General features: G+C 67.9%; 20 protein-coding genes. 4 read left to right on the top strand and 16 right to left on the bottom strand.

What is annotated here, in order from left to right; genetic code table 11:
* The first annotated feature begins 80 nt into the window (after positions 1 to 80).
* Positions 81 to 1328, top strand: a complete 1248-nt coding sequence (locus AC1DFE_RS02545; protein ID WP_476904334.1) for an MFS transporter — start codon at positions 81 to 83, stop codon at positions 1326 to 1328.
* A 74-nt stretch (positions 1329 to 1402) separates the two neighbouring features.
* On the opposite strand, the gene ftsY is transcribed toward AC1DFE_RS02545, so the two are convergent.
* From ftsY to coaD, 7 genes are all read right to left on the bottom strand, one after another.
* The gene (gene ftsY, locus AC1DFE_RS02540) at positions 1403 to 2620 is read right to left on the bottom strand and encodes a signal recognition particle-docking protein FtsY (RefSeq protein WP_476904333.1); all 1218 of its coding nucleotides are present in this window, start codon (positions 2618 to 2620) and stop codon (positions 1403 to 1405) included.
* 85 nt (positions 2621 to 2705) lie between these two features.
* Complete coding sequence (gene smc, locus AC1DFE_RS02535) at positions 2706 to 6320, bottom strand: chromosome segregation protein SMC (RefSeq protein WP_476904332.1); 3615 nt, start codon at positions 6318 to 6320, stop codon at positions 2706 to 2708.
* A gap of 122 nt (positions 6321 to 6442) precedes the next feature.
* Positions 6443 to 7429 carry a bifunctional DNA-formamidopyrimidine glycosylase/DNA-(apurinic or apyrimidinic site) lyase gene (gene mutM, locus AC1DFE_RS02530; RefSeq protein ID WP_476904331.1) on the bottom strand — a complete coding sequence of 329 codons (987 nt, stop codon included), beginning with the start codon at positions 7427 to 7429 and terminating at the stop codon, positions 6443 to 6445.
* A gap of 6 nt (positions 7430 to 7435) precedes the next feature.
* A complete protein-coding gene (rnc, locus tag AC1DFE_RS02525; protein ID WP_476904330.1) occupies positions 7436 to 8209 on the bottom strand; it encodes a ribonuclease III in 774 nt (257 codons plus the stop codon).
* Between the two features lie 21 nt (positions 8210 to 8230).
* Positions 8231 to 8434, bottom strand: a complete 204-nt coding sequence (gene rpmF, locus AC1DFE_RS02520; protein WP_009356569.1) for a 50S ribosomal protein L32 — start codon at positions 8432 to 8434, stop codon at positions 8231 to 8233.
* Positions 8435 to 8470: 36 nt separating this feature from the next.
* Positions 8471 to 8995, bottom strand: coding sequence for a YceD family protein (locus tag AC1DFE_RS02515; protein WP_476904329.1), 525 nt, complete (start codon positions 8993 to 8995; stop codon positions 8471 to 8473).
* Positions 8996 to 9163: 168 nt separating this feature from the next.
* Positions 9164 to 9643: a pantetheine-phosphate adenylyltransferase gene (gene coaD, locus AC1DFE_RS02510; protein WP_476904328.1), complete on the bottom strand. Its 480-nt coding sequence runs from the start codon at positions 9641 to 9643 to the stop codon at positions 9164 to 9166.
* A gap of 92 nt (positions 9644 to 9735) precedes the next feature.
* Between coaD and AC1DFE_RS02505 the strand changes: the two genes are divergently transcribed.
* Both AC1DFE_RS02505 and AC1DFE_RS02500 read left to right on the top strand, forming a co-directional pair.
* Positions 9736 to 10944, top strand: a complete 1209-nt coding sequence (locus AC1DFE_RS02505) for an aminotransferase class I/II-fold pyridoxal phosphate-dependent enzyme (protein ID WP_476904327.1) — start codon at positions 9736 to 9738, stop codon at positions 10942 to 10944.
* Positions 10945 to 10946: 2 nt separating this feature from the next.
* Complete coding sequence (locus AC1DFE_RS02500; protein ID WP_476904326.1) at positions 10947 to 11732, top strand: spermidine synthase; 786 nt, start codon at positions 10947 to 10949, stop codon at positions 11730 to 11732.
* 21 nt (positions 11733 to 11753) lie between these two features.
* On the opposite strand, the gene rsmD is transcribed toward AC1DFE_RS02500, so the two are convergent.
* Genes rsmD through AC1DFE_RS02480 form a run of 4 tightly spaced genes read right to left on the bottom strand, consistent with a single transcriptional unit; the run spans position 11754 to position 16748 of the window.
* Positions 11754 to 12359 carry a 16S rRNA (guanine(966)-N(2))-methyltransferase RsmD gene (rsmD, locus tag AC1DFE_RS02495; protein WP_476904325.1) on the bottom strand — a complete coding sequence of 202 codons (606 nt, stop codon included), beginning with the start codon at positions 12357 to 12359 and terminating at the stop codon, positions 11754 to 11756.
* 45 nt (positions 12360 to 12404) lie between these two features.
* Complete coding sequence (locus AC1DFE_RS02490; RefSeq protein WP_476904324.1) at positions 12405 to 14624, bottom strand: ATP-dependent DNA helicase RecG; 2220 nt, start codon at positions 14622 to 14624, stop codon at positions 12405 to 12407.
* A complete protein-coding gene (locus AC1DFE_RS02485) occupies positions 14621 to 15700 on the bottom strand; it encodes a DAK2 domain-containing protein (RefSeq protein WP_476904323.1) in 1080 nt (359 codons plus the stop codon). The genes AC1DFE_RS02490 and AC1DFE_RS02485 overlap by 4 nt, the downstream gene beginning before the upstream one ends.
* A gap of 22 nt (positions 15701 to 15722) precedes the next feature.
* Positions 15723 to 16748, bottom strand: coding sequence for a thiamine-phosphate kinase (locus tag AC1DFE_RS02480; RefSeq protein ID WP_476904322.1), 1026 nt, complete (start codon positions 16746 to 16748; stop codon positions 15723 to 15725).
* A gap of 120 nt (positions 16749 to 16868) precedes the next feature.
* Here AC1DFE_RS02480 and AC1DFE_RS02475 point away from each other — a divergent pair, with 120 nt between their 5' ends.
* Positions 16869 to 17372, top strand: coding sequence for a DUF3515 family protein (locus AC1DFE_RS02475; RefSeq protein ID WP_476904321.1), 504 nt, complete (start codon positions 16869 to 16871; stop codon positions 17370 to 17372).
* Between the two features lie 72 nt (positions 17373 to 17444).
* Here AC1DFE_RS02475 and AC1DFE_RS02470 read toward each other — a convergent pair whose 3' ends face one another.
* From AC1DFE_RS02470 to leuD, 5 genes are all read right to left on the bottom strand, one after another.
* Entirely contained in the window at positions 17445 to 18605 is a 1161-nt protein-coding gene (locus tag AC1DFE_RS02470; protein ID WP_476904320.1) for a D-alanine--D-alanine ligase family protein, read from the bottom strand.
* A gap of 17 nt (positions 18606 to 18622) precedes the next feature.
* Positions 18623 to 19675 carry an NAD(P)H-dependent glycerol-3-phosphate dehydrogenase gene (locus tag AC1DFE_RS02465; protein ID WP_476904319.1) on the bottom strand — a complete coding sequence of 351 codons (1053 nt, stop codon included), beginning with the start codon at positions 19673 to 19675 and terminating at the stop codon, positions 18623 to 18625.
* Positions 19672 to 20418 (bottom strand): lysophospholipid acyltransferase family protein, encoded by a 747-nt coding sequence (locus AC1DFE_RS02460; RefSeq protein ID WP_476904318.1) that lies wholly within the window; start codon positions 20416 to 20418, stop codon positions 19672 to 19674. The genes AC1DFE_RS02465 and AC1DFE_RS02460 overlap by 4 nt, the downstream gene beginning before the upstream one ends.
* A gap of 10 nt (positions 20419 to 20428) precedes the next feature.
* The gene (gene murA, locus AC1DFE_RS02455) at positions 20429 to 21754 is read right to left on the bottom strand and encodes a UDP-N-acetylglucosamine 1-carboxyvinyltransferase (protein WP_476904317.1); all 1326 of its coding nucleotides are present in this window, start codon (positions 21752 to 21754) and stop codon (positions 20429 to 20431) included.
* Positions 21755 to 21943: 189 nt separating this feature from the next.
* Positions 21944 to 22546, bottom strand: a complete 603-nt coding sequence (gene leuD, locus AC1DFE_RS02450; RefSeq protein WP_476904316.1) for a 3-isopropylmalate dehydratase small subunit — start codon at positions 22544 to 22546, stop codon at positions 21944 to 21946.
* Between the last annotated feature and the right edge of the window lie 5 nt (positions 22547 to 22551).

Here is a 22551-nt window from a genome sequence, read left to right as displayed (position 1 = left end):
GTGCATATCCTGCTTGTTACGGTTATGTTTCACCCGCCCCAAACGCCCGCCCGGCCTGTTCCGCAAGGATTCCCCACTCCATGACGCCACTCCCCCGTAACGCCGCGGGCAAGCCGCGCTTTTCGGTGATCCGCCGCCCCGACGGTGCTCCGCTGCCCCGTGACATCAAGGTGATGCTCGTCGCAGCCTTCCTGATAGCACTGGGCTTTGGCCTGGTGGCTCCGGTGCTGCCACAATTCGCCACCACGTTCGACGTCGGTGCGACGGCCGCCGCTGTGATCGTCAGTATCTTTGCGCTCATGCGGCTGCTGTTCGCGCCCGCCGGCGGGGCGCTCATCGGCCGGCTCGGCGAGCGGCCGGTCTACGTTGCGGGCCTGCTCATTGTGGCGGCGTCGACGGCGGCCTGCGCCTTCGCCCAGAACTACTGGCAGCTGCTCGTGTTCCGTGGGCTGGGCGGCGCGGGATCGGTCATGTTCACCGTGGCATCGATGGCGCTGGTCATTAGGCTGGCGCCGCCGGAGAGCCGCGGCCGTGTGTCCGGCGCGTACGCGTCGGCGTTCCTGATCGGCAACGTCTGCGGGCCCATCGTCGGCGGCCTGCTGGCCGGATTCGGCCTGCGCGTCCCGTTCCTGGCCTACGCCGGGGCGCTCCTTCTGGCGGCCTTGGTGGTGCAGACCCAGCTCAGCCATGTTCCCGGCTCAGCCCGCGGCGAGGCGACGGGGGCACCGGCCATGAAGCTCACAGAGGCCTTCGGCGACAGCGCGTACCGGGCAGCCATGCTGTCCAGCTTCGCGAACGGCTGGGCTACTTTTGGTGTCCGCATGGCCACGGTGCCGCTGTTCGCCGTGACGGCCCTGGGCTCCGGACCGGGGGCCGCCGGCTGGGCGCTGGCAGTCTTCGCCGCCGGAAACGCCCTCGCCCTGACCGTTTCGGGCAGGCTGGCGGACAGCCTGGGCAGGAAGCCCATGATGGTGGCAGGGCTCGTGGTCACGGGTGCGGCGACGGCCGGGATTGGCCTGACGCACGGGCTGGGGTGGTTCCTGGCCGCCTCGGCGCTGGCGGGAGTGGGCGCGGGAATGCTCAACCCGGCACAGCAGGCCGCGGTCGCGGATGTAATTGGCCGCGAGCGTTCGGGCGGACCTGTGCTGGCGGCCTACCAGATGACGTCCGACGTCGGTGCCATCCTCGGGCCGGTGCTCGTCGGCCTGCTGGCGGACCGGCTGGGTTACAGCTGGGCGTTCGCGGCAACAGGGGCCGTGCTGCTGGTCGCCGCGCTGGGCTGGCTGGCCGCGCGGGAGACCATCCAGCGGCCCGCCCCAACCGGGTAGCAGCAGGGGGCGTTCCCAAGGCTGGGAACGCCCCCTGCTGCTACCTACTTGGGTGACGGCTACTTGGGTGACGGCTAGTTCAGGAGGGCGTCTACGAATCCCTCGGCCTCGAACGGTGCGAGGTCGTCCGCGCCCTCGCCGAGGCCGATGAGCTTCACGGGCACGCCGAGGCTCTTCTGGATGGCGACGACGATGCCGCCCTTCGCTGTTCCGTCCAGCTTGGTCAGCACGATGCCGGTGATGTTGACGACCTCCGCGAAGACCCGCGCCTGATTGAGCCCGTTCTGGCCGGTGGTGGCGTCCAGCACCAGCAGGACCTCGTCCACCTCGGCCAGCTTTTCCACGACGCGTTTGACCTTGCCAAGCTCGTCCATCAGGCCGACCTTGTTCTGCAGGCGGCCGGCGGTATCGATCATGACGACGTCGACTTCCTGCTCAATGCCGGCCTTGACGGCCTCGTACGCCACGGACGCCGGGTCGGCGCCGTCGATGTCGGACTTCACGGTGGGAACGCCCACGCGCTGTCCCCAGGTGGCCAGCTGTTCGGCGGCGGCGGCGCGGAAGGTGTCGGCAGCGCCGAGCAGGACGTCCTTGTCCTCCGCAACGAGGACACGGGCCAGCTTGCCCACCGTGGTGGTCTTGCCCACGCCGTTGACGCCGACCACCATCACGACGGCGGGCCTGTCCGCGTGCCGGTCAATCCGCAGGCTCCGGTCCATGGACGGGTCCACGATCTTGATGAGCTCTTCCCGGAGCAGTGCCTTGACGTGCTCAGGGTCGCGCGCGCCCAGAACTTTCACGCGTTCGCGGAGCGCGTCCACCAGCTGCATGGTCGGTTCGGTGCCAAGATCGGCCAGGAGCAGGGTCTCCTCCACCTCATCCCAGACGTTCTCATCGATCTTGTCGCTGGAGAGCAGCGCCAGCAGGCCCTTGCCGAGCACGTTGTTGGACTTGACCAGGCGCTCCCGCAGACGGGTGAGCCGCCCGGCAACGGGCAGCGGAGTCTCCACCTGGATGGTTTCCAGGCCGGCGGCGTCGTCCGGGACTTCGGCTTCCAGTCCTTCAAGGTCGGCGGCGTCCGGAGCCTGACGGTCCGCCGGTGCGGCGGGCGCAGCCGGACGGTCCTCGAGGAGGGTCCCTCCGCCTCCGAGCGGCCCGTCGGGGTCGTTGGCGTCCCGGGTGCCGGGGTACTGCTTGCCGGACTTCCGGGCCTTCATCAGCACCGGGACCAGCGCGCCGATGACTACCAGGGCAGCAAGAATGGGCAGAAGAATGGGGATGATGTCATTCACACCCCTAGCTTCTCACAAGCCACAGGGGCTTCCCGCAAGCCGCAGGCGCGCGGAAGGCCACGGCCGCCGTCGTCGTGGAAGTCCCCTAGACGTCCGCTCCCAGGCGCTGGCTGATAACGGTGGACACGCCGTCGCCCCGCATGGTGACGCCGTAGAGCGCATCGGCCACTTCCATGGTCCGCTTCTGGTGGGTGATCACGATCAGCTGGCTGGATTCCCGGAGCTCCTCGAAAATCGTAATGAGCCGGCCGAGGTTGGTGTCATCGAGGGCAGCTTCGACCTCGTCCATGACGTAGAACGGCGAGGGCCTGGCCTTGAAGATGGCCACAAGCAGGGCCACCGCGGTCAGGGACCTTTCGCCGCCGGACAGCAGGGACAGCCGCTTGATTTTCTTGCCTGCGGGCCGGGCCTCCACCTCGATGCCGGTGGTGAGCATGTCCGCGGGATCGGTCAGGACCAGCCTGCCCTCCCCGCCGGGGAAGAGCCGCCCGAAGACCCGCACGAACTGGGCCGAGGTGTCCGCGAAGGCCTCCGAGAAGACCTTCTGCACGCGGTCATCCACTTCCTTGATTATGTCGAGCAGGTCCTTGCGGCTGGCCTTGAGGTCCTCCAGTTGAGTGCTGAGGAACTGGTGGCGTTCCTCCAGCGCTGCGAACTCCTCCAGCGCGAGGGGGTTGACCTTGCCCAGCGATGACAGGTCCCGTTCTGCCTTGCGCAGCCTTTTTTCCTGCTCCTCGCGGACGAATGGCACGCCCTGCACCAGCGCCTTGCCATCGGCATCGACCGGCGCCCGCAGCGCCGCCCATTTGTCCGTGGAAGCGGCAGCGGGCAGGGGCACGGGCTGGTCCGGCCCGTAATCTGCCACGAGCTGCTCCGCAGTCAGCCCCAGTTCCTCGGCCGACTTCGTTTCCAGCGCCTCGATCCGGAGCCGCTGCTGGGCACGTGCCAGCTCGTCACGGTGCACCGAATCGGTCAGCTCCGCCAGTTCACGGGCCAGGGCGTCGTTGGCCGTGCGGATGCCAGCCAGTTCCCGGTCCCGCTGCTCCCGGACGTGCTCGGCATGGTCCCGCACCCCGCCAGCCAGCTCAACGGAAACGTCACTGAACTGGATCAGCTGCTCGGCCGCCGCCGAGACAGCCGCCGCCCGCTTCGCCTGGAGACGCCGGCGGCGGGCCCGTTCGGCCGCCTGTTCCCGGGCCCGGCGTTCCGAGGCTGCCGCGCGTTCCAGCGAAGTGGCCCTGTTGCGGATGGCAGTAAGCTGTTCCTCACGGCTGCGCAGGGACAGCCTGGCCTCCATTTCAGCGGACCGTGCCTGCGACGCGGCCAGTGCCAGCAAGTCCCGTTGCTCCGTGGAGGGTTCGTCCTCGGCGGGCGCGTCCTGGGCCGCCGCCAGCCGGGCGGTCACCGCTGCGAGGGCGTCCTGCTCGGTGGCGATGCTGGCCTCGGCACGCGCCAGCGATGCGGCCAGCCGTTCACTTTCGCCGACGGCGCTGCGCAGGACCGAGTTGAGGTGGCCCAGCCGTTCTGCCACTGCGGCCAGCCGCGCATCAGATTCGTGCAGGCGCTCCAGGGCGGCGTCAGTCCGTTCCTGCGCCTCGGCGCGCCGGGCCTGCGCGGCGGCCAGGGCAAAGCGGCACTGTTCCAGTCCGGCGGTGACCGCCGTCAGGCGGGACGCGGCGTCGTCGACGGCGGCCTGCACCTCAAGCAGTGAGGGCACCTTTGCTGAACCACCGGTGACGGTCCATGCGGTGAGCACGTCGCCTGCCAGGGTCACTGCAGTGAGGTCCGGGCGCCCGGCGACAAGGTGCGCCGCGGCGTCAAGGTCCTCGACGATGGCCGTGGCAGCGAGCAGTGCGCATACGGCAGCCGCCGTGGTTCCGGAGGCCGTCACCAGGTCCACGGCCGGGCGGGCATGAGCCGGCAGGCCACTACTCGCGGCGCCGCCTGCGGCAGCGGATCCTGCAGCAGACGTTCCTGCGGGAGGAGGCGCGGCCTCGAGCAGCAGCGTGGCCCGGCCGGCGTCGTCATCCCTGAGGAGGCGAACCAGCGCGGCGGCCGTTGCGGCGTCCTGGACCACGATGGCGTCCGAAGCGCTGCCCAGGGCTGCCGCGACGGCGGCCTCATACCCCGGTTCAACGGTCAGGGCCGTCGCCAGGGGCCCGACGGTGCCAGCCGCAGCGGCACCGAGGACATGCTCCGAACCGTCCTTGCGGTTGAGACCCAGCTGCAGCGCCTCGTGCCGTGCCTTCAGGGCATCCCGTTGGCGGACGGCGTCGCGTTCGGTGTTCTTGAGCGAATCGATTTCCGCGAGGATGCCGTCGAGGGCGGCGCTGGCATCCTCGTATTCCGCATCAAGGGTTTCCTCCCCGTGCTCAACACCTGCCACCTGCGTTTCCAGCGCGGTGAACTCGGACTGGGCATGCCGGCGGCGCTCATCGCCGGCAGCCAGGGATTCGCGCAGCCTGCCGACCTCTGCCTGGGCGGATTCCACCTTTGACCGCGCCGCACCCACCTGGCCGGCCAGCCGTGCCAGGCCCTCACGCCGGTCAGCGGCGGCGCGCAGCGCAGCGGTGAGCCGCTTCTCCTCGGCCGCGGCGGCAGCCTCAGCGGATGACTTGGCGGCAGTTGCGGCCTCCAGCGCGGCGCGCCCCCCGAGGATGTCCTGTTCCAGCTCCGCCTGCTCGCCGCGGACCCGTGCGGCCTGCCGCTCCAGTTGCTCCGGGTCCCCGCCGGGCTCCGGCGCGGGATCCGCTGAGCCCAGCAGGCGGCAGCGCTCCTGGGCCAGGGATGCGAGGGAGCGCAGGCGCTCCCGACCGGCGGACAGTTGGTACCAGGTGTCACGCGCGGCGTTCAGTTGCGGGGTCGCCTCCGCCGCAAGCTGCTCGAGGGAGGCCTGGCGCCGGCGGCCCTCTTCCAGCTGGGTTTCGACGACGGCGCGCCGCGCCTTGAGCGCGGACTCGTCCGCGATGTCCTGCGCCAGGGTGCTTTGCTGCTGGACCAGGTCATCGGCCAGCAGCCTGGCCCGGGCATCGCGGACCTCGAACTGGACGGTCTGCGCGCGCCGTGCCACCTCGGCCTGCTTGCCCAGCGGTGTGAGCTGCCGCCGGATTTCCCCGGTCAGGTCGCTGAGCCGCTGCAGGTTTGCCTGCATTGCCTCCAGCTTGCGGACGGTCTTCTCCTTGCGCCGCCGGTGCTTGAGGATGCCGGCCGCCTCTTCAATGAAGCCGCGGCGGTCCTCGGGAGTGGCGTGCAGGACCCGGTCCAGCTGCCCCTGCCCCACGATGACATGCATTTCGCGGCCGAGCCCGGAGTCGGAGAGGAGTTCCTGGATGTCCAGCAGACGGCACGACGAGCCGTTGATGGCGTATTCGGAACCGCCGGTGCGGAAGAGCGTGCGCGAGATGGTGACCTCGCTGTACTCGATGGGCAGTGCGCCGTCGGTGTTGTCGATGGTGAGCGAGACGTGCGCGCGGCCCAGCGGCGGACGGCCGGACGTGCCGGCAAAGATGACGTCCTCCATCTTGCCGCCCCGGAGGGTTTTGGCGCCCTGCTCCCCCATGACCCAGGCCAGGGCGTCCACCACGTTGGACTTGCCCGAGCCGTTGGGCCCCACGACTGCCGTGACGCCAGGTTCAAAGTCGAACGTCGTAGCCGACGCAAACGACTTGAAGCCCCGGACGGTCAGACTTTTGAGGTGCAAGGTTTTTCAGATCTCCATAGGTGGCGGCAGCGGCTTCTTGTCCACCACCAAATTTAGCGGCAAGCAGGCCGGGAACCCCGGATTTGCGGCCCTCCGGGCCTTCCCAAACTAGGTGGCACTGATCACCAGCGGCCGTTGCGCGGCCGCGGCTGGCAGACGGGGCAGGTATAGGAGGAACGGTTCATGAACTGCTCGCGCTTCATGATGCTGACCATCCCGGCGGCAGCACAGCGCCGGCATTCCTCCCCTTCCCTGCCGTAGGCGTTGAGGGCCCGCTCAAAGTAGCCGGATGCGCCGTTGACGTTGACGTAAAGGGAATCGAAGCTGGTGCCGCCAGCGGCCAGGGCGTCCGTCATCACCTCGCGGGCCGAGGCGAGGACGCGCTCGGCTTCTGCCCGCCGGAGGGTGTCGGTGGGCCGCGCGTAATGCAGCTTTGCCCGCCAGAGGGCCTCGTCCGCGTAGATGTTGCCGATCCCGGAGACAAGCCCCTGGTCCAGAAGCGCACGTTTGAGCCCGGTTTTCCGCTGCCGGAGGCGGCGGTAAAAGGCGTCAAAGGAAAAATAGGGATCCAACGGGTCACGCGCAATGTGCGAGGCCTCCTCGGCGATGACCGGCACCGGCTCCTCCGCAAGCCCGCCGGGCCCGCCGTCGTCTGTGGGGACGAGCGCGGTGACGAACAGGCCGCCGAAGATCCGCTGGTCCACGAACCGCAACTCCGCCGGCATGCCTGCGGCCGGGCTAAGCCGCAGACGGACTTTGAGATGTTTCTCGTCCGGGGCGGTACTGTCCTGCATCAGGAGCTGCCCGCTCATGCCAAGGTGGGCCATGAGGGCTATGCCCGGCACCCCTGAACTGCCGGATTCGGTGCTGAGAAAATCGGAGCCAGAGGCGGCCGTACCGTCCTCCTGCAGCGGCATCCAGAGGAATTTCCCGCGGCGTACCACATCAAGGACTTTGGCTCCCTCAAGGTTCCCGGCAAAGTCCTCGGGCCCCAGGGCATGCCGGCGCACGGACCTCGGGTCCACAACGTCGACGGCGGTGATGGTCCGGCCGCGTACCCAGTTGACCAGGCCGCGGCGGACCACCTCGACTTCGGGTAGTTCAGGCACGGACGCCTAGCTGCCCGCGGCGGAGTCCGATGGCGCCGGAGCACCTGCCGCTGCCGGCTCGGCAGCGGCAGCCTCGGATTCCGTGCCGGAACCCTTCGCCGCCGCCCCCGAGAGCGTCCGCCAGGCATCCGCGGCAGCTTCCTGCTCGGCTTCCTTCTTGGAGTGGCCGGAGCCCTTTCCGTAGGCAGTTCCGCCGATCTGGAGTTCGGCGACGAAGGTACGCGCGTGGTCCGGGCCGGAGCCTTCGACGGCGTAGTAGATGCTGCCCAGCTGCCGTCCTGCGGCCAGCTCCTGGATGCTGGTTTTCCAGTCCGTGCCGGCACCGAGCGCGGCAGCGTCCATCAGGAGCGGACCGACGAGGCGCATCACCAGCTGGCGGGCGGTCTCGATGTCGTTGGACACGTAGGTTGCGCCAATGAGGGCTTCCATTGTGTCGGCCAGTATCGACGCCTTGTTCTTGCCTTCGGTGAGTTTCTCCCCCTGGCCGAGGTAAATATAGTCCCCGATGCCCAGGCTGCGGCCAATGCCGGCGAGGGCTCGCGTGCTCACCACGGCGGACCGGCGCTTGGCGAGGTCACCCTCGGGGAGCGTCGGATTATCGCGGTACAGCGCGTCGGTGACGGAGAAGCCCAGGATGGAGTCGCCCAGGAACTCAAGGCGCTCGTTGGTGGGTATGCCGCCGTTTTCGTAGGCGTACGAACGGTGTGTCAGAGCAAGACGAAGCGTCCCGGCGTCAATGAAGACACCGAGACGCTTCAGAAGCTCTTCAGTTGAAGACATCCTGATCAGCTTGGGGGCCGATTAGACGTCCGCGACCTTGCGGCCCTTGTACTCAAGGAACAGCGCAGTGCCAGCCGAGTCGGTAACGACCTTTGCCTGGTGCGGCAGGCTGTAGGTGACCTGTCCGTTCTCGACGGTCTTCACCAGGTGGGGGGCAGTTGCCTTCCACTGGGAGCGGCGGGCGCGGGTATTCGAGCGAGACATTTTCCGCTTGGGAACAGCCACGGCTAACTCATTTCTCTCTAGAAAAACACTTACAAATCAATTTTGCCGGTCAGGCTTAGCCAGATCAGCTAGGGCAGCCCAGCGAGGATCTACGACCTCGTGGTGGTGCCCCGGCTCGTCTTCCAGGCGCGCTCCGCATTCGGAACACAGACCCTGGCAGTCTTCCCGGCACACCGGCTGGAACGGCAGCATGGTAACAACTGCGTCCCGCAACACCGGCTCAAGATCGATCAGATCGTGCTCGACTCGACGTTGCTCTTCATCGTCTTCCTCGTCCGAAGGCAGGGCGCCTTCATAGAAGAAAAGTTCTTGCACATTGACCTCAAGGTCATACGCAAGGGGATCCAGGCATCGGCCGCACTCACCTTTTACTTCGGCAAGGGCGGTTCCTGATACCAGAATTCCTTCGTGTACGGCCTCAAGCCTCAGGTCGAGCTCGACATCCGAGCCTTCCTGAACGCCAATGAGCGCCACGCCGAGATCTTTCGGCGCGGGTACATGTTCCGTCAGTGTACGCATGCTCCCCGGACTGCGTCCGAGGTCCTTGACGTCAAGCATCAAGGGCGAACTTGCATCTCGTTTAATGAGAACTCCTGTTGAACATATGACCGACGTACCATCTTAGCCTGAACTCCCTGACGGACTCAAACCGGATGCCACGCCGGGGCACGCGGCCGGCGTGCACCGGAAACGTACCGCACAAGCCTACCCCCTGGAGGGCGGGCCGGCCTAAGGCGCGCCGCCCGCAAGAAGCCGTTTCAGCACCGACCTGGGAACGTACTCGGACACACTCCCGCCCAGGGTTGCCACTTCCTTGATCAGCGTGGAAGACAGGTGCAGGTAGTGCGCCTCCGCCGGAAGGAACACGGTCTCCACCCCGCTCAGCTGGCGGTTCATCGTCGCCATGGGAAGTTCATAGTCAAAGTCCGACGACGACCGCAGTCCCTTCACGATGGCGGACACCCCGCGCTGCCGGCAGTACTCCGCCAGCAGTCCCTCCCCGACGGGTTCCACGATGATGCCCCGGAGCGAGGCCAGCGTCTCCCGCGCCATCTCAATCCGCTCCTCCAAAGGAAAGCGGTACCTCTTGGCATAGTTGGTGGACACGGCGACGATCACTTCATCGAACAGGCTCGCGGCTCTGGCGATGACCTCGAGGTGTCCATTGTGGATCGGGTCGAAGGAGCCTGGGCATACGGCGCGTCTCATGCTCCGAACCTACAGTATCCGCGGGCCGGGATACCATGACTTGGGCACCGGCCGCGCACGGGGCCGCGGCTGAACAGACAGGCAGGAACCCAATGACACAACCACTTCCGGCGCCCTGGCAGCGTGCGGCCACCGGGGCGAACCTGCTGGCAAGTGACGGAGCTTTGGGCGTGACGATCTTCGAGGAGATGACCACGCTGGCCATGCAGACCGGCGCCATCAACCTCGGGCAGGGGTTCCCTGACGAGGACGGCCCCGCGGAGATCAAGGCGGCCGCCCAGGCCGCGATCGCCGAGGGCTCCAACCAGTACGCGCCCGGCAAGGGAATCCCCCAACTCCGGACGGCAGTGTCCGCACACCAGAACCGGTTCTACGGGCTGGAACCGGACCCGGACACCGAAATCATCGTCACTACCGGCGCCACTGAGGCCATCGCGGCGTCCCTGCTGGGCTTCGTTGGCCCGGGCGATGAGGTCCTCACCTTCGAGCCGTTCTACGACTCCTACGGCGCCATCATCGGTCTCTCCGGCGCCAAGCATGTCACCGCACCACTGCTGGCCCCCAATTTCCTTCCCGATTCGGCAGCCCTCGAGGCGGCGTTCAACGACCGCACCAAGGTGGTGCTGCTGAACAACCCGCACAACCCGACCGGCGCGGTCTTCCCGCGCGAGGTGCTTCAGCGCGTCGTCGAACTCGCCCGGAAGCATGACGCGATCATCATCACCGACGAGGTTTACGAGCACCTCACTTTCGGCGTCAGCCACATCCCGGTGGCCACATTGCCGGGGGCGGCCGACAGAACGGTCACCATTTCCTCGGCAGGCAAGACATTTTCGTTCACCGGCTGGAAGATCGGCTGGCTGAGCGGCCCGGAGCACTTGGTGTCCGCGGTCCGTACGGTGAAGCAGTTCCTCACCTACAGTTCCGGCACCCCGTTCCAGAGTGCCGTCGCCACCGGGCTTGCCCTGCCCGATGAGTTCTACCAGGGCATCTCCGCCACCCTGCGGAAAAAACGCGACATCCTGGGTGAGGGGCTCCGAGCAGCCGGCCTGGAGGTTTTCACACCCGACGGCACCTACTTCGTCAACGTGGACACATCGCCGCTGGGCATCCGGGACTCCGTGGACCTGGCCCGGCGCCTGCCCGGGCTGGTGGGCGTGGCAGCCATCCCGGTGCCCGTGTTCTGCCATCCCGAGGGCGCTGAGCGGACGCGCAGCCTGCTGCGGTTCGCGTTCTGCAAGCGCGAGGAAGTCCTCGAGGAGGCCGCTGCGCGGCTGGCCACCCTCCGGGACAGGCTCTGACGATGGCCGACGGCGGCTCCCGGGCCTCGCGCTTCCTGCGCGCCACCGGCCAGCATGCAGTGATCGAGCCCGATGCCTACACGGACGGCGGATTCGTGCTCAGCATCGGCGGGGCCGAACAGTCGCACGTGGACCTGGCCGACCCCGAGGACATCTTCTACGAGTACCTGCGCCGCATCGGGCACGTCGTGGACCTCGCCGCTCCGTGGGGTGAAGCCATCAGTGCGCTGCACCTGGGCGCGGGCGCCCTGACCCTGGCGCGGTATATCCAGGCGACCCGTCCCGGCTCCGTGCAGTACGCGGTGGAACTGGAGCGGGAGCTGCTGGACTTCGTCCTGGAGCGGCTGCCGCTGCCGGAGGGCACCGAGCTGCATACCGTCATCGGCGATGCTCGCGCCGCCTTGGCGGAGCTGCCCGCGGACCTGCGTTTCGACGTCGTGATCCTGGATATCTTTTCCGGCCCCGAGGCGCCGGGGCACATCGCCTGCACCGAGTTCTACGTGGAGGCCGCGGCGCTTCTCTCGGTGCGGGGCGTGCTGATCGTGAATGTCGGCGACGAGCCGGGCCTGACGCTCGTCCGGAGCCAGGTGGCCGCGCTGCGGAGGGCCATGACGGACGTCGCCGCCTGCGCCGAATCGGGCATGTTCACGGGAAAGTATCCGGGGAACATCATCCTTGCCGGAACCAGGACGCCGTGGCCCCCCCAGTGGACCGCAGCCCTCACGGCCCGCGGACCCCATCCGGCCAAGGTCCTGGCAGGCGTGGAACTGGACCGGTTGTTCGGCTAGGCCGGCTGTCCGACCGGGAGCTCAGTCCCCGGCCTCCACCGCAAGATCCACGTCCTGGCCGCTGGACGGTTCGGCGTACCAGAGCCGGGTCTCGCCGTACTTCTTGTCCGCGAAGCGCTCCAGGCCCTGAGGCCAGCCGGGTTCGGTGGCGCGGGACGACCGTTCGACCACCACCACTGCCCCGTCGTTAAGGTGCGGCGCAAGTTTCTCCAGCACAGAGGCCAGCGCGGGCTCGTCCAGGGGGTACGGCGGGTCCAGGAACGCAACGTCCCATGCGGCGTCCTCGGCCGCGCGGTCGAGGAAGGACTCGACCTTGGAGCGGTGCACCGTGACGGCCTTGCGGCCCAGGACCCCGTTGATGAGGTCGGCGTTCCGCTGGCACACGGCGCTGGCCTTCGCGTCGAACTCCACGAGGTCCACCGTTTCCGCTCCCCTGCTGGCGCTTTCCACTCCAAGCGCGCCGGACCCGGCGTACAGGTCCAGGACGCGCGCGCCGCCGAGCACGTTGAACGCGTCCAGCCGGGAAAACAGGGCCTCCTTGACGCGGTCCGTGGTGGGTCTCGTCAGTGACCCCGAAACGTTGGCCAGCGGGGTTCCGCCGGCAGCACCGGCCACGATCCTGCTCACGCCCCGGCCCCCGCCTGCGGCGGCCCGGGTGGCAGGGGGTTGGTGCTAGCCGCGCTCAAGGAACGCCTCCTTCTCGGGATTCAGGTACTCGTCAATGGCCTCGGCAAGTGCCGTATAGCCGGCCAGCCCTGGGTCTGCAGCGACGATCTTCTGGGCGTCCTGCCGTGCTCGGGCAATGATGTCCTCGTGCTCCAGTACACGGAGCAGCTTCAGCGTGGACCGGCCACCGGACTGCGAGGCGCCGAGGATGTCGCCCTCGCGGCGCAGCTTCAGGTCCTCCTGCGACAGTTCGAATCCGTCGGTGGTGGCCGCCACGGCGTCAAGCCGGCGCCGGCTGGGGTGGCCCGGCTCGAGCGTGGTCACCAGCAGGCACGTCCCGGGCAGCCCGCCGCGGCCCACGCGACCGCGGAGCTGGTGAAGCTGGGAGATGCCGAAGCGGTCCGCATCCAGGATGACCATCAGGGTGGCGTTGTGCACGTCCACGCCCACCTCGATCACGGTGGTGGAAACCAGCAGCTTGGTCTGGTTGGCGGTGAAGGACGCCATGGTCTCGGACTTCAGCACCGGGTCCTGGCGTCCGTGGAGCGGCGCCAGCGCCACTCCCGCCAGGGCCGGCTCCTCCTTGAGGTGCTCGACGACGGCGGTCACGGAGGCGAGTTCGCGCGCGGCCCCGTCCCCCTCCAGTTCCCCGGGGTCAGGTTCCGCTTCACCAGGAGTGAAGTCTCCGTCGTCGTCCGCCCCGATCTTGGGGCACACGACGTACACCTGGTGTCCGGCCTCGATCTCCTCACGGGAACGGGACCAGATGCGGGCCGCCCAGGCGGGGTTCTCCGCGAGCCCCACCACATGGGTGGTGATGGGCGCCCGGCCGGCCGGCAGCTCGTCAAGCACGGACGTTTCGAGGTCGCCGAACACCGTCATGGCCACGGTCCTGGGGATCGGGGTGGCGGTCATGACCAGCAGGTGCGGCGGCTTGCTGGCTTTGGCCCGCAGGGCATCACGCTGTTCCACGCCGAAGCGGTGCTGCTCATCCACCACGATGAGGCCGAGGTCAAAGAAGGTGACGTTGTCGCTCAACAGGGCGTGCGTGCCGATGACTATCCCGGCCGTGCCGGAGGCGGCGTCGAGCAGTGCCTGCTTGCGCGCGGCGGTGGGCATGGAGCCGGTGAGCAGGCTGACCTGCACAGTGTGCTCACCCAGCCCGCCCAGGAGTCCGTCGCGGGACAGCTCGCCGAGGGTGCGCCGGATGGAATCGAAATGCTGCGCCGCCAACACCTCGGTGGGCGCCAGCAGCGCCGCCTGTCCGCCGGCATCCACCACCTGGAGCATGGCCCGCAGCGCCACGATGGTTTTGCCGGAGCCCACCTCACCCTGCAGCAGCCTGTTCATGGGCCCGTCCTGCGACAGCTCCGCCGAGAGGGTCTTGCCGACGGCGGACTGGCCCGCGGTCAGGGTGAACGGCAGCTGGCGGTCGAAGGCTGCGAGCAGTCCCTCCGGCACGGGACGCCGGGCGGTGGCCTCCTCGGAAGCAAGCTGGGCGCGGCGGCGGGCAAGGGCGGACTGCAGGACCAGGGCCTCCTGGTAGCGGAACCGGTCCCTGGCCTTGCCCCAGTCCTGCGCCGTCTCCGGGGTGTGGATGCGCCGGTAGGCCTCCGGCAGCGGCAGGAATCTCTCGCGGGCCGAAATGGCCGCCGGCAGCGGATCCGGCAGGGCGTCCAGGTCAGCGGTGTCCAGCAGGGCGGACACGACTTTCTGGATGGACCAGCTGGTGAGATGTGCGGTGGCCGGGTACACCGGGATGGGCATGGCCGCGAGCTTCTCCGGGTCCATGCCGGGGACGTCCGGGTCCTCGTCCAGCAGCTGGTAGTTCGGGTTGGTGAGTCCCAGCGAACCGGCGTAGCGCGTCACTTTCCCGGAGAACATGGCCCTCCGGCCGGGCAGCAGCTCGGCCTTGGCGCGGCGGCCGTTGAAGAAACTGATTTTCAGCGTGCCCGTTCTGCCGTCGTCGGTGATGACGACGTCGGTGATGGAGCCTTTCCGGGCGCGCATCTGCCGGGTGCTGTTGGAGGTGACGCTGGCGATGAGGGTGACCTCCTCATCGAGCGGCAGTTCACTGATGGGCGTCAGTTCGCCGCGGTTGAGGTAGCGGCGCGGATAGTAGTTGAGCAGGCCACCCACCGTGGTGATGCCCAGGTGTTTCTCGATCACGGCCGCGGAGCGTTTGCCGATCCGCCGCTCCAGGCCGAGTTCCAGTTCGACGTTCATCTTCCCTCTGCGCTCACTTCTCCTGACGGATCCCGGGGCAGGGCGAGCTCACTGACGGACACGTCCGCGGGATCGCCCAGCGACCTGATCAGCCCTAGGGCCGGGGCCGGACCCGGGACGTGCACGTGGACCCGCCACCGGTACCGGCCCTCAGCGTCCGCCGAGGGGCCAACCTGGCTCATGATCACGGAGTCCCCGAGTTCATCCAGGCGCTGCCGGAGGGTGGCGGCGTCCAGCGGGGAGAGGTTGATGGTGCACATGACCTCGACGCCGTCGTCGTCCGGCATGTCGGCGTGGATGTGGGGGTCCTGCAGGTCGTACCCGTGCAGGCCGTCCAGCAGTTCGCTGCGAAGTTCCTCGCCGAGCACCGCCGAGCGGAGGCAATCGAGGATCAGCAGCATTCCCACGCCGCCAGCGTCCACCACGTGGGCGGCCTGCAGGGCATCGAGCTGACGCTCCGTGCGGACCACGGCCTCGAGGGCGGCCTCGACGGCCGCGTCCAGGACCAGGCCCAGGGCGTGGTTGCTGTCGTTGCCGTTTTGGCCGGCGTCGACGGCGGCTGCGGCCCGTCCCGCCGCCTCCATCACCGAGAGCATGGTGCCGGGAACGGGGTCGCTCAGCGCGGACCAGGCCCTGATCTGCGCCCGGTTCAGGGCTGCGGCGAGGAGCGACGAGGTGAGCCTGGCATGCCCGGCCAGAGGCTCGGCCGCGGCACAGAGGAACACCGAGAAGAGCGTGCCGGAGTTCCCTTTGGCCTGTTCCATGGCTGCGTGGCCGGCGCGCGCAAGGACGGCGCCCACGTCATTGAGCTGTGCCTGTTGACTGGAGGGTACCGGCTGGTTGAGAGTCTGTTGCCCCAGCAGTTCCGGCGCACCCTGATCCGGCACCGGGACCTGGACGTGGACCTGGCCGGCGTCGGCGGGCGCGGCATCCTGCAGCGCGCGGTGCGCGGCACGGACCGTGAGGTAGAGGTTGGTTCCGGTGTCGCCGTCGGCTACAGGGAAGATATTGATGGCATTGAGGCGGTCGCTGTGGTTGCCCAGTGCGGTTTCGGCCTTGCCCATCCACCTCTTCATCGCTTGCGCGTTCGCGGCAACCTTAGTCTGCAAAGTGATCCCATCCCACGGAGTCAGCGGGACGTCCCGCGATCGTCACGCCCGGCGCTTTATCTGCGCCGCAGGCTTGTACTGAGCCTATCCCAGTAAACCCGGGCGGCACCTGCATGGCCGCCGGGAATGTGGCGAGGAGCCCGTGGTCTTCGCCGCCACCGAGTACCCAGGCGCGAGGGTCGGTCCCGAGCAGGGTGGCTGCCGGACGGAGGGGCTCGGAGAGCGCGGCCAGCTGCCCGGCATCCAAGTCCAGCACAACATGGCTGGCCACGGCCAGCCTGGTGCCGTCCCGCACCAGGCCGTCGGAAATGTCCATCATTGCTGTGGCTCCGGTCTTGCGCGCCAGCGGCCCGGCGTCCAGGGGCGGCTCCGGACGGCACTGAAGTTCAAGGAGCGGCAGCAGTTCCGGTGGAAGCGAACCCACATGATGGGCGGACTCCAGCAGCGCCAGCCCGGCGGCGGCCCAGCCTGCCCGTCCGGCGATGGCCACCGTGTCGCCTTCCCGGGCACCCGACCGCAGAACAGGCTGGCCGCCGTCGAGCGTGCCGAGGACTGCAACGGTGACGGACAGTTCGCGGCCGCGGCCGAGGTCGCCGCCGGCGACGGAGCAGGCCCCCGCCCCCAGTTTGCTGATGGCGGCCGTGAGGCCGTCCGCCAGGTCCTCGACCCATCCGACCGGCGTGGCCGGGGGCATGGTTAGGCTGACCACCATGGAGGTTGCCGACGCGCCCATGGCGTTGATGTCGCTGAGGTTTTGCGCTGCAGCCTTCCATCCGACGTCGTAGCCGGTGGTCCGGTAGCCGTTGTTCCACTCAAGCCGGAAGTCCTGGTCCTGGACCTGGGTATCGATGCTGATGACGGTCCTGCCGTCCGGAACGGCAACGATGGCGGCGTCGTCGCCCGGTCCGAGGACCACGGCGGCACTGTGCAGGGCGTTGAGTTCCAGGCGCGGGAAAATCCGTGCCAGAAGCTCCGCTTCGGACAGTTGGGCGACAGTCAATGGTGTTTGGGGCACGCCACTACGCTACCGCCACGGTCAGACATTTTTAGCTGACCTGTGGGGAGGCCGCCGTCCAACGAGCGCTGGCGGCACTTCGGCGTCAGTCCGGCTCTCCCGGAACGATAGGCTTGAAGGATGCATTTTCCGCTCGCCCAGAAATCCGTCCGCACGCTGAAGGTTGCAGTGGCCGCCACCGTGACAGGACTGGCCCTGGGCGGCTGTTCACCCGCCGTCGACGTTGCCCCCGCCGCCGATGCAGCCAATCCGGCCTGTGCGCCCATGATGGTGGCGCTTCCGGATGCCATCGGCGACGCACGGTTGCGGAAGACGAACAGCCAGGCCACAGCTGCCTGGGGTGACCCGTCGCAGGTGGTCCTGCGGTGCGGGGTCAACGTCCCTGGCCCCACGACGGACCGCTGCGTCAGCGTCAACGACGTGGACTGGGTCATCAAGGAGGGCAGCCCGGTGTGGACGCTGACCACCTACGGCCGGGAACCCGCCACGGAAATCCTGATGGATCCGGACAAGATCAGCTCGGCCACCGTCCTGGCTGACCTGTCCGGCGCGGCCGCGAAGATCAAGGCCAGCCGCAAGTGCGTGGGCCAGGAGGACCTGCAGGACCTGCCCACCAGCAAGTAAGCAGGTGCCGCTGGGCCCACGCCGGCAGGGTTCCCTGGCCGAAGCGGAGCGAGGTTAGGGTGCCGGTGGGGACTAGCGCAGGCCGGTTTTCCGGGTCAGCGCCAGGTGGATCAGCTCGTCGATGAGCTCCGGATAGGACAGGCCGGTGGCCGCCCACATCTGCGGGTACATGCTTTTGGGCGTGAAGCCGGGCATGGTGTTGATCTCGTTGATGATGAGGTCGCCGTCGGGGGTGTAGAAGAAGTCGACCCGGCTCAGGCCTTCGCCCCCGACCGCGTCGAACGCCGCAGCGGCAAGCTCGCGGACGCGGGCGATCGCTTCCTCGGGCATGTCCGCGGGGCAGCTCAGGGCGGCTGCGTCATCGACATACTTTGCCTGGAAGTCGTAGAACTCGTGCTCGCCGCCGGCCACAGAGATTTCGCCGGGCAGCGACGTCCGGGGCACGTCGGAGCCACGGCCCTCAAGCACGGCGCATTCGATTTCCCGGCCCACGATGCCTGCCTCGATCACCAGCTTGGGGTCATGCTCGCGGGCTGACTCGATGGCTGCGTCCAGGCCGTCAAGCGAGTCAACCTTGGAGATGCCCATCGAGGATCCGGCGCGGGCGGGCTTGACGAACACCGGGAAGCCCAGGAGATCAACCTGCTTGCGAACGGACTCGGGGTCGTTGCGCCACTGCCGGTCGGTCACCGCTATGTAGGGGCCAACCTTCAGGCCAGCCGCTTCGAAGACCACCTTCATGAAGTGCTTGTCCATGCCCACGGCCGAGGCCAGCACGCCGGCTCCGACATAGCGGGTATCGGAAAGCTCCAGGAGTCCCTGGATGGTGCCGTCCTCGCCGAACGGTCCGTGCAGCAGGGGGAACACAACATCCACTGCCCCAAGTTCCTGCGGCACCTCATTGGGGGCCGTCACGATGAGCTGGTGCTCTCCCCCGATCTCCGTGAGGCTGACCGTCCGGGCCGACGGCGGAACCTCCGGAAGCGCCGTCGCGGACAGGGACCACTGTGCCGTGTCCCCCGATGCGAGCACCCACTGGCCGGACTTGGCAATGCCGATGGGCACGACGTCGTACTTGTTCCGGTCGATGGCCCCCAGCACTCCGGCCGCGGTCACGCAGCTGACGGCGTGCTCGCTGGAGCGCCCGCCAAAGAGGACGGCCACCCGCGGCTTCGGCTGGGCCGTCCCGCCCTGCGGTGTGTTGCTTTGGTTGGTCTTGTCCGCTGCGGTCAAGTTTTCTTCCGACACTGTCAGTAATCGCCTTCGGCTTTGAGTTCCCGGGACAGCAGCAGCGGCCCGAGTTGGTCAACGGACAATTTTCCGGCGAGGACCGCAACGACGGCCGCCGTGATGGGCATTTCAACGTCGAGCTTGCCGGCCAGTTCGTGGACGGCCTGGCCTGACTTGATGCCTTCGGCTGTCTGGGTCATTTTCTGGGCAACCTCATCCAGCGTGAGCCCCTGTCCCAGCAGGCGGCCGGCGGTGTGGTTCCGGGACAGCGGCGACGAGCACGTGGCCACCAGGTCCCCCAGGCCGGCCAGGCCGGCCATAGTGTGGGCTTTGCCGCCGAGTGCGAGGGCCAGCCGGGAGGTTTCGGCCAGGCCGCGGGTAATCACGGAAGCCTTGGTGTTGTCCCCCATCTGCTTTCCCTCGCAGATGCCCACGGCCAGCGCGATGACGTTCTTGACGATGCCGCCGATCTCGACGCCCACGATGTCCGAGGTGGTGTAGGGACGGAAGTACGGGGCGGTGCAGCTTCTGGCGATCCAGCCGGCCACGGCGGCGTCAGGGCAGGCGACCACCGAGGCCGTGGGCTCCTCCCGGGCGATCTCCATGGCAAGGTTGGGGCCGGAGACGACGGCGATGCGGTCGGCAGGGATGTCCAGCTCCTCGGCGATCACCTCGCTCATCCGTGCGTCGGTGCCCAGTTCGAGGCCCTTCATCAGGGACACCACGAGGGCATCCGGCCCGATCAGGGGCTTCCACTTGCGCAGTTGAAGGCGCAGCGACTGCGCCGGAACGGCAAGGACCACGAGGTCGGCTCCGGACAGCGCGTCTGCCACGTCGGTGGAAGCGGTGATGCTCGGCGGAAGGTCAATGTCTGCCAGGTACTGGGGGTTGCGGTGGTTGCCGTTGATCTCGGCTACGACTTCCTCCCGGCGCCCCCAGAGCCGGATGCTGCGCTCAACGCCGGAGGCAGTGGCGGCGTCGGCCAGGATTTTCGCGAAGGTGGTGCCCCACGAGCCGGCGCCCAGGACCGCCACGGACACGGCGGAGCCGGGCCGGGCGTGCACAGGCGTCATTTCCCGCCCCGCTCGACGTCGCGGCCGTGCTTCGTCTGGTTGTGGGCGGAAGGGTCCCAGCGCCGGGCCGGCGGCTGCTCCCCGCGGAGGTCGGCCAGCAGGCCGGTCACGGCCCCCATGATGACGTCAGTGGCCTCCGCCAGGGTGGCCTTGTCGCGGGGCCGGCCGGCGAAGCGGGACAGGTCAACGGGGTCGCCGATCCGGATCCTGGATGTCTTACGCGGGAACAGGTTGAACCGCTTGGCGTAGCGGGGAAAGAGCTCGTGCGCGCCCCAGTGCGCCATCGGCACCACGGGGATGCCGGACTCAAGGGCGAGGCGGGCGGCGCCGGTGTGGCCCTTCATCGGCCACAGGTCGGGATCGCGGGTCAGGGTGCCTTCCGGATAGATGATGATCGCCCCGCCCTCGGCGACAATCTCCTGGGCGAGCCGCAGCGAGCGGTTAGCTCCCGCCGTCGAGCGTTCCACCGGAATCTGTTTGGTGGCGTGGAGCACGGCACCCACCACCGGTACCTTGAACAGCCCCGACTTCGCCAGGAAATGCGGGGCGCGCTTCTGGCTGTAAAGCATATGCCCGATCACGAGGGGGTCGATCTCGGTGCAGTGGTTGGGAACGGCGATGAAGCCCCCCTTGGGAAGCTTCTCCGTGCCCTCCCATTTGTTGTTCATGACCAGGTTCAGGACCGGCCGGACAATGCCGGCGATAATCACGAACGTTATGTGGCTCTTGGCCGATTCCTTCACCGGGCCCCCGCTACTTGGCCGACGAAATGTCGAAGTCGGCGCCGAGACCGGCCAGCTTTTCGGTGAACCGCTCGTAGCCGCGGTTGATGATGTCGATTCCGGTCACCCGCGAGGTGCCGGTGGCCGCCAGGGCGGCGATCAGGTGGCTGAAGCCGCCCCGAAGGTCCGGGACGTCAATGTCGGTTCCCTTGAGCTGTGTAGGACCCGAGATGACCGCGGAATGCAGGAAGTTCCGCTGCCCGAAACGGCACGGGACGCTGCCCAGGCATTCGCGGTGCACCTGGATGCTGGCGCCCATGCGGATGAGGGCGTCGGTGAAGCCGAAGCGGTTCTCGTAGACGGTCTCATGCACGATGGACACGCCCTCGGCCTGGGTCAGCGCCACGACAAGGGGCTGCTGCCAGTCAGTCATGAAGCCCGGGTGGACGTCCGTTTCCAGGACGAGCGGGCTGAGCTTTCCGCCGCGGTGGTAGAACCGGATGCCGTCCTCGCCGATGTCCATGCCGCCGCCCACCTTGCGGAAGGTGTTCAGGAAGGTCATCATGTCCCGCTGCGAGGCGCCTTCGACGAAAATGTCCCCGCGCGTCACCAGCGCTGCTGATGCCCAGGAGGCCGACTCGTTGCGGTCGGACAGGGCACGGTGGTTGTAGCCGCCGAGGTCGCGGACACCCTCGATGCGGATGGTCCGGTCGGTCTGGACGCTGATGATGGCGCCCATCTTCTGGAGCACGGCGATGAGGTCGACGATCTCTGGCTCGGTGGCGGCACCGGAGAGTTCTGTGATGCCCTCGGCCCGCGTTGCGCTCAGGAGGACCTGCTCCGTGGCACCGACGGAGGGGTACGGCAGGGAGATCTTGGCCCCGTGCAGCCCCTTGGGCGCGGAGATGTGGATGCCGCCCGGGCGCTTTTCGACGACGGCACCGAACTGCCGCAGCACGTCCAGGTGGTAGTCGATGGGCCGGTCGCCGATCTTGCAGCCGCCCAGGTCCGGGATGAAGGCCTCGCCGATCGCGTGGATCAGGGGCCCGCACAACAGAATGGGGATCCGGGAGTCGCCGGCGTGGGCGTCGATCGCCGTGCTGGACGCCGTCTTGGCCGCCTTCGGATCCAGGGTCAGGTCGCCGGTGACGGGGTCCTTGTCCACGGTGACGCCGTGGAGCTGGAGCAGGCTGGTGACAACCTCGACGTCCTTGATTTCCGGAACGTTCCGCAGCACGGAGGGCTCGTTGCCCAACAGCGCGGCCACCATGGCCTTGGGCACAAGGTTCTTGGCACCGCGGACGCTGACACGGCCAGTTAGCGGGACGCCTCCGCGGATTGTCAGAACACTACTCATTTACCGGTTTCCTCACGACTACTCGCCCCCAAATCCTTACAAAGGCACCAGCTAAGCATATGAGTTCGCGTTACCGAACCGAAATACTGACGCGGGTGTGTGGGCCTTGGCGGCCGAACCGGGGGCAGCGGAAAGGCCCGCCGCGGCTATGCACGGCGGGCCTTGTGGCGATGTTTTTGTCGTCTCCGGTCAGGAGGTCCGGGCCGGAAGCGTGAGGGGTTTGAAGGACGGCCGCGTGGCTTCGTAGGCCGTGATGTCCTCCTCGTGCTGCAGCGTCAGCCCGATGTCATCGAGGCCCTCCAGCAGGCGCCAGCGGGTGTAGTCGTCGATCTCGAACGGCGCAACCACATTGCCGCAGGTCACGGTCTTGGAGACGAGGTCAACGGTCACCTCGGTGCCGGGCGCGTTCTCGAGCGTCTTCCAGATGAGCTCGATGTCATCCTGGGCAACCTGGGCGGCCAGGAGTCCCTGCTTGCCGGAGTTGCCGCGGAAGATGTCGGCGAACCGGGAGGACAGCACCACGCGGAAGCCGTAGTCCTTGAGCGCCCAGACGGCGTGCTCGCGGGAGGAACCGGTGCCGAAGTCGGGGCCGGCAACCAGCACGGACCCCGCCTTGAACGGCTCCTGATTCAGGATGAACGAAGGATCCTTGCGCCACGCCGAAAACAGGGCATCTTCAAAGCCGGTCCGTGTGATGCGCTTGAGGTACACGGCGGGGATGATCTGGTCCGTGTCGACGTTGCTTTGGCGCAGCGGGACGCCGATACCGGTGTGGTTGGTGAACTTTTCCATGGCGT

Source organism: Arthrobacter sp. 05T423 (assembly GCF_056396245.1).
The sequence above is the reverse complement of the archived record's forward strand: the minus strand, read 5'-3'. Positions and strand labels throughout refer to the sequence as shown.

Coding starts and splice junctions, on each gene's coding strand:
- AC1DFE_RS02500 (WP_476904326.1), top strand. CDS start 10,947: ATGGCCGACGGCGGCTCCCGGGCCTCGCGCTTCCTGCGCGCCACCGGC.
- AC1DFE_RS02485 (WP_476904323.1), bottom strand. CDS start 15,700: ATGAAGAGGTGGATGGGCAAGGCCGAAACCGCACTGGGCAACCACAGC.
- AC1DFE_RS02465 (WP_476904319.1), bottom strand. CDS start 19,675: ATGACGCCTGTGCACGCCCGGCCCGGCTCCGCCGTGTCCGTGGCGGTC.
- murA (WP_476904317.1), bottom strand. CDS start 21,754: ATGAGTAGTGTTCTGACAATCCGCGGAGGCGTCCCGCTAACTGGCCGT.
- coaD (WP_476904328.1), bottom strand. CDS start 9,643: ATGAGACGCGCCGTATGCCCAGGCTCCTTCGACCCGATCCACAATGGA.
- AC1DFE_RS02505 (WP_476904327.1), top strand. CDS start 9,736: ATGACACAACCACTTCCGGCGCCCTGGCAGCGTGCGGCCACCGGGGCG.
- AC1DFE_RS02490 (WP_476904324.1), bottom strand. CDS start 14,624: ATGAACGTCGAACTGGAACTCGGCCTGGAGCGGCGGATCGGCAAACGC.
- AC1DFE_RS02545 (WP_476904334.1), top strand. CDS start 81: ATGACGCCACTCCCCCGTAACGCCGCGGGCAAGCCGCGCTTTTCGGTG.
- leuD (WP_476904316.1), bottom strand. CDS start 22,546: ATGGAAAAGTTCACCAACCACACCGGTATCGGCGTCCCGCTGCGCCAA.
- rnc (WP_476904330.1), bottom strand. CDS start 8,209: ATGTCTTCAACTGAAGAGCTTCTGAAGCGTCTCGGTGTCTTCATTGAC.
- AC1DFE_RS02475 (WP_476904321.1), top strand. CDS start 16,869: ATGCATTTTCCGCTCGCCCAGAAATCCGTCCGCACGCTGAAGGTTGCA.